The 5,450-nt window shown below is 63.4% G+C and carries 6 protein-coding genes and 1 pseudogene; all 7 read left to right on the top strand.

Annotated elements, in window-relative coordinates; genetic code table 11:
- The coding region (locus BKY26_RS15850) for an acyl-CoA dehydrogenase family protein (RefSeq protein WP_281249843.1) at positions 1 to 360 on the top strand (360 nt) is incomplete at its 5' end.
- A 1-nt stretch (position 361) separates the two neighbouring features.
- Entirely contained in the window at positions 362 to 1,981 is a 1,620-nt protein-coding gene (locus BKY26_RS15845) for an AMP-binding protein (RefSeq protein ID WP_071691358.1), read from the top strand.
- Positions 1,978 to 2,217 (top strand): Lrp/AsnC ligand binding domain-containing protein, encoded by a 240-nt coding sequence (locus BKY26_RS15840; protein ID WP_131541904.1) that lies wholly within the window; start codon positions 1,978 to 1,980, stop codon positions 2,215 to 2,217. Before BKY26_RS15845 ends, BKY26_RS15840 begins: the two co-directional genes overlap by 4 nt.
- A gap of 26 nt (positions 2,218 to 2,243) precedes the next feature.
- On the top strand, positions 2,244 to 3,380 hold the full coding sequence (locus tag BKY26_RS15835; RefSeq protein ID WP_071691356.1) for an ABC transporter substrate-binding protein: 1,137 nt from the start codon (positions 2,244 to 2,246) through the stop codon (positions 3,378 to 3,380).
- A gap of 57 nt (positions 3,381 to 3,437) precedes the next feature.
- Entirely contained in the window at positions 3,438 to 4,358 is a 921-nt protein-coding gene (locus BKY26_RS15830) for a branched-chain amino acid ABC transporter permease (RefSeq protein WP_071691355.1), read from the top strand.
- On the top strand, positions 4,358 to 5,332 hold the full coding sequence (locus BKY26_RS15825) for a branched-chain amino acid ABC transporter permease (RefSeq protein ID WP_071691354.1): 975 nt from the start codon (positions 4,358 to 4,360) through the stop codon (positions 5,330 to 5,332). Before BKY26_RS15830 ends, BKY26_RS15825 begins: the two co-directional genes overlap by 1 nt.
- Positions 5,325 to 5,450: pseudogene (locus tag BKY26_RS20715) on the top strand (ABC transporter ATP-binding protein); the annotation flags it as partial. The gene BKY26_RS15825 and the pseudogene BKY26_RS20715, both read left to right, overlap by 8 nt.

The raw sequence follows: 5,450 nt of genomic DNA, 5'->3' as shown, positions 1-5,450 counted from the left end.
ACCCGCCATGTGCGGGGGGCACCCCTCTTTGATCTGCAAATGGTGCAGGGGCATATCGCGGATATGGCGGTGGATGTGGATGCGGCGGCGCTGCTCGTTTACCGTGCGGCCTGGGCCAAGGATTCCGGCGCGGCGCGGATCACGCGAGAGGCGGCGATGGCCAAGCTCTTCTCCACCGATCAGGCGCAGAAGGTCATCGACAAGGCCCTGCAACTTCATGGCGGCGACGGGGTGAAATCCGGTGAAACCGTCGAGAAGCTCTACCGCGAGATCCGGGCGCTGCGCATCTACGAGGGCGCCTCGGACGTTCAGAAAGTCATCATCGCCCGCCAGGCCATGGCGGCATTCACGGGAGGCTGACATGCTCGGACCGACGGCCCATACAGATACGTTTTCCCGCGAGGGCTTGCCGCCCGCTGACCAGTGGCCGGATTTCCTGCTGGATGGATTCGATTACCCCGATCACTTGAACGCCGGATGGGAACTGACGGATTCCATGGTGGAAAAAGGGTTCGGGGATCACACCGCGCTGATCGGGAACGGGCGGCGGCGGACCTACAAGGAGCTGACCGACTGGACCAACCGGCTGGCCCATGTGCTGGTCGAGGATCTGGGCGTGAAACCGGGCAACCGGGTGCTGATTAGGTCCGCGAACAACCCGGCCATGGTGGCGGCGTGGCTCGCTGCAACCAAGGCGGGCGCGGTCGTGGTCAACACCATGCCGATGCTGCGGGCGGGCGAGCTGACCAAGATCGTGGACAAGGCCGAGGTGCAGTTCGCTCTGTGTGACACGCGGCTGATGGAAGACATGATCGCCTGCGCCAAGACGAGCAAATTCCTGAAATCAGTCGTGGGGTTTGACGGGACCGCCAATCACGACGCGGAGCTTGACCGGCTGGCGCTGACCAAGCCCGTGAAATTCGACAGCGTCCAGACCGGTCGGGACGATGTGGCGCTTCTGGGCTTTACCAGCGGCAGCACGGGCGAGCCCAAGGCCACAATGCATTTTCACCGCGACCTGATGATCATCGCGGATGGCTATGCGCGCGAGGTGCTGCAGGTCACGCCCGAGGATGTCTTTGTCGGGTCGCCGCCTTTGGCCTTCACCTTCGGGCTTGGCGGGCTTGCGATCTTCCCGCTGCGCTTCGGGGCGGCGGCGACTTTGCTGGAAAACGCCTCGCCCCCCAACATGATCGAGATCATCCAACAGTTCAAAGCGACGGTCTGTTTCACAGCGCCCACAGCCTACCGGGTCATGCTGCGCGCGATGGATGAGGGCGCGGACCTGTCATCCCTGCGCGCCGCCGTTTCAGCGGGGGAAACGCTCCCTGCCCCGGTCTATGACGAATGGATGCAGAAGACCGGCAAGCCGATGCTCGACGGGATCGGCGCCACGGAAATGCTGCATATCTTCGTCACCAACCGCTTCGACGACCACCGCCCCGCCTGCACGGGCCGCCCAGTGACGGGCTACGAGGCGAAGGTGGTGGATGACGACATGAACGAGGTGCCCCATGGCGAAATCGGGCGGCTGGCCGTGCGCGGGCCGACAGGGTGCCGTTACCTGAACGACCCACGCCAGACCACTTACGTGCGGGACGGCTGGAACATCACCGGCGACAGTTTCACCATGGACTCGGACGGCTACCTGCACTTTGCCGCGCGCAATGACGATATGATCGTGTCGGCAGGCTACAACATCGCGGGGCCCGAGGTGGAGGCGGCGCTGCTGTCCCATGCCGCCGTGGCCGAATGCGCGGTTGTGGGCGCACCGGACGAGGCGCGCGGCCATATCGTCGAGGCGCATGTGGTGCTGGCCGAAGGTCACACCGCCAGCGACGCTTTGGTGGAACTGCTGCAAACCCACGTCAAAAGCACCATTGCACCCTACAAGTACCCCCGCCGGGTGCAATTCATCGAGGCGCTGCCCAAAACCCCCACGGGCAAGATCCTGCGTTACAAGCTGCGCGAGGAGGGCTGATGCAGACCGTTTTCGTCCAGATCCGCTGCCGCCCCGGCACCACCTATGACGTGGCCTTCGCCATCGTGCTGAAGGAAATCCACGCGGAACTCTATTCCACGAGCGGGGAATATGATCTTCTGGTGAAGCTCATCATTCCGAAGGGGGACGATATCGGCCGCTATATCAACGATGCTTTCCGCGACGTGGACGGGATCGAGCGGACATTGACGACGCTGACCTTCAAGGCATTCTGAGACAACGAACAACAGGGAGAGTTACAATGAAACTCAAGACACTGGCACTGGCGGGGCTGATGGCCTCCACCTCCTCCATGGCGCTGGCTGACGGCGTCAGCATCGGCATGATCACCACCCTTTCGGGTGGCGGCGCGGGCCTTGGCATCGACGTGCGTGATGGCTTCATGCTGGCCATCGAACAGTCGGGCCGCGACGATATCGAGATGATCATCGAGGATGATGAACGCGCGCCCGACCGGGCCGTGCAACTGGCCGACCGCATGATCCAGTCCGATGACGTGGACATCATGACCGGCATCATCTGGTCGAACCTGGCCATGGCGGTGATCCCGTCGGCCACCGCGCAGGGCGTGTTCTACCTGTCACCCAATGCCGGCCCCTCGCAACTGGCCGGTCCCGGCTGCCACGAGAACTATTTCAACGTGGCGTGGCAGAATGACGGCTTGCACGAAGCGGCGGGCGCCTACGCCAACACGGCGGGCTATTCCAACAGCTTCATCCTTGCGCCCAACTATCCGGCGGGCCGCGATGCGCTGACCGGCTATCAGCGGATGTTCGAGGGCGATGTGGCCGAAGAGGTCTATACCCAGCTTGGCCAGACCGACTACGCCGCCGAGATCAGCCAGATCCGCAATTCCGGCGCGGACAGCGTCTATTTCTTCCTGCCCGGCGGGATGGGCATCGCCTTTGTCCGTCAATATGCGGAATCGGGCGTGGATATCCCGCTGATTGGCCCGGCCTTCAGCTTTGACCAGGGTATTCTGGGGGCCGTGGGCGAGGCCGCGCTTGGCGTGCACAACACCTCACAATGGAGCCAGGATCTGGACAACCCCACGAACGTCGCCTTTGTCGAGGCGTTCCAGGCCGAATATGGCCGCCTGCCCTCGCTCTATGCGTCGCAGGGTTTCGACACCGCGAACCTGATCCTCTCGGCCATGGAAGTCGCGCATCCCGATGACGCCGATGCCTTCCGCGCCGCGCTGGAAGCGGCCAATTTCGACAGCACCCGTGGCGATTTCGCCTTCGGGCCGAACCATCACCCGATTCAGGATATCTATGTCCGTGAAGTTGTGATGCAGGGCGATGTGCTGACCAATGTGGTTGTCGGCACTGCGCTGGAAGATCACGGCGACGCCTACGCGGACCAGTGCCAGATGTAATGGCCTGACCGGCCGGGCCTGCCCCCGCGCAAGGCCCGGCCAACAAAGGGATTTTCCATGTCAGCAGCTCTTCTGATCGAGCAGCTTCTCAACGGGCTGCAATTTGGCGTCATGTTGTTCCTGATGGCGGCGGGCTTGACCCTGATTTTCGGGGTCATGGGGCTGATCAACCTCGCCCACGGCTCGCTCTACATGATCGGGGCCTTCGCGGCGGCCGCCGTCGCGGGCTGGACCGGGTCTTTCTGGCTGGCGCTGATGGGGGCGCTGATGGCCGCGGCTATGATCGGGGCGCTGGTGGAAATGGTGGTCATCCGAAGGCTTTACGACCGCGACCACCTGGATCAGGTGCTGGCAACCTTCGCGCTGATCCTGATCTTTTCGGAAGGCACGCGCTTTTTCTTCGGCTCGCTGCCGCTTTACCTCGATACGCCCGACCTGCTGTCGGGGCCGACCATGCTGCCGGGTGGGATCGAGTATTCGAAATACCGGCTCTTCATCATCGCCGTGGGGCTGGCTGTCGGGGCGGGGCTGTTCTGGCTGATCGCCCGCACCCGGATCGGCATCCAGATTCGGGCAGGTGAGGCAGACCGCGAGATGATCGCCGCGCTCGGCGTCGATATCCGCAAGCTTTACACGCTGGTTTTTGCCCTTGGCGCGGCGCTGGCGGGGCTGGCGGGCGCGATGATCGGGCCCATTCAGTCGGTCGAGGTCGGCATGGGAGAGCCGGTGCTGATCCTGGCCTTCGTCGTCATCGTGATCGGCGGCATCGGGTCCATCAAGGGGGCCTTCGTGGGCGCGCTGCTGGTGGGGCTGACCGACACGCTTGGTCGGATCATGCTGCCGCAGCTTTTTGGCCTCTTCATGGATGCAAGCAGCGCGACGACCGTGGGGGCGTCGCTGGCGTCGATGACGATCTACATCCTGATGGCGGGCATTTTGCTCTTCAAACCCTCTGGCCTTTTCGGAGGGCAATCCTGATGCGGCGCGAAACGATCCTGAACCTCGTCATTCCCGGCATCCTTCTGGCCACGGCACTGATCGCCTACGCCATGGAAGAACCCTATATCATCACGCTCGCCACCAAGGCCGCGATCCTGGCGCTGGCGGGCGTCGGGCTGAACATCGCGCTTGGGCTTGGCGGGCTGGTCAGCCTTGGGCACGCGGCATTCTTCGGGGTGGGCGGCTATGCCATGGGCATCCTCGCCTTCCACGCGCAGAACTACATGCCGATCTGGGGCGTGATCGAGGGCACCAAGTCGATGCCGATCATCTGGCTGGTGGCGTTGATCGCCTCTGCCCTGACAGCACTTGTCATCGGCGCGATGTCGCTGCGCACGACCGGCGTTTATTTCATCATGATCACGCTCGCCTTCGGGCAGATGCTGTTCTATTTCGCCATTTCCTGGCCGACCTATGGCGGCGAGGACGGCATGTCGATCTACCTGCGCAACGGGTTTCCCGGCGTGAACACGCTGGTGCCGCTGAACTTCTTCCTGATCTGTTTCGTGATCCTTGTGGTGGTGATGGTCCTGACCGACCGGCTGGGGAAATCCGCCTTCGGGCTGGCGTTGCAGGCCACCCGCCAGAACGCGGCGCGGGCGGAGGCCGTGGGGCTGGCCCCCTACCGGCTGCGTCTGGTGGCCTTCACGATCTCGGGGGCCGTCACGGGGCTGGCTGGCGCGCTATTTGCCGATCTCAACCGCTTCGTCAGCCCCTCGATGCTGAGCTGGCACATGTCGGGTGAGATCATGATCCTGATCATCCTTGGCGGCATCGCGCGGCTGTCGGGCCCTGTTGCAGGGGCGATGCTGTTCATCGCACTGGAATATGTCCTCGAAGACCTGAGCCACTACTGGCATGTTTATCTGGGGGCGATCCTGCTTGGCGTCGTGCTGTTCGCGCGGGGCGGTGTCATTGGGCTGATTGCCGGACGGGAGGTGGCCCATGACTGAGCCGCTGCTGCAAACTTGCGCGATTTGCAAAAGCTTCGGCGCGCTACAGGCGTCGAAGGACGTGACGCTCGACCTGCACCCCGGAGAGATTCACGCCCTGATCGGCCCCAATGGCGCG

The organism is Nioella sediminis (genome assembly GCF_001879695.1).
GTDB lineage: Bacteria > Pseudomonadota > Alphaproteobacteria > Rhodobacterales > Rhodobacteraceae > Nioella > Nioella sediminis.
The sequence above is the reverse complement of the archived record's forward strand: the minus strand, read 5'-3'. Positions and strand labels throughout refer to the sequence as shown.

Bases quoted from the DNA above. Each gene is read 5' to 3' on its own strand.
- BKY26_RS15835 (WP_071691356.1), top strand. From the start codon at position 2,244: ATGAAACTCAAGACACTGGCACTGGCGGGGCTGATGGCCTCCACCTCC.
- BKY26_RS15825 (WP_071691354.1), top strand. From the start codon at position 4,358: ATGCGGCGCGAAACGATCCTGAACCTCGTCATTCCCGGCATCCTTCTG.
- BKY26_RS15845 (WP_071691358.1), top strand. From the start codon at position 362: ATGCTCGGACCGACGGCCCATACAGATACGTTTTCCCGCGAGGGCTTG.
- BKY26_RS15830 (WP_071691355.1), top strand. From the start codon at position 3,438: ATGTCAGCAGCTCTTCTGATCGAGCAGCTTCTCAACGGGCTGCAATTT.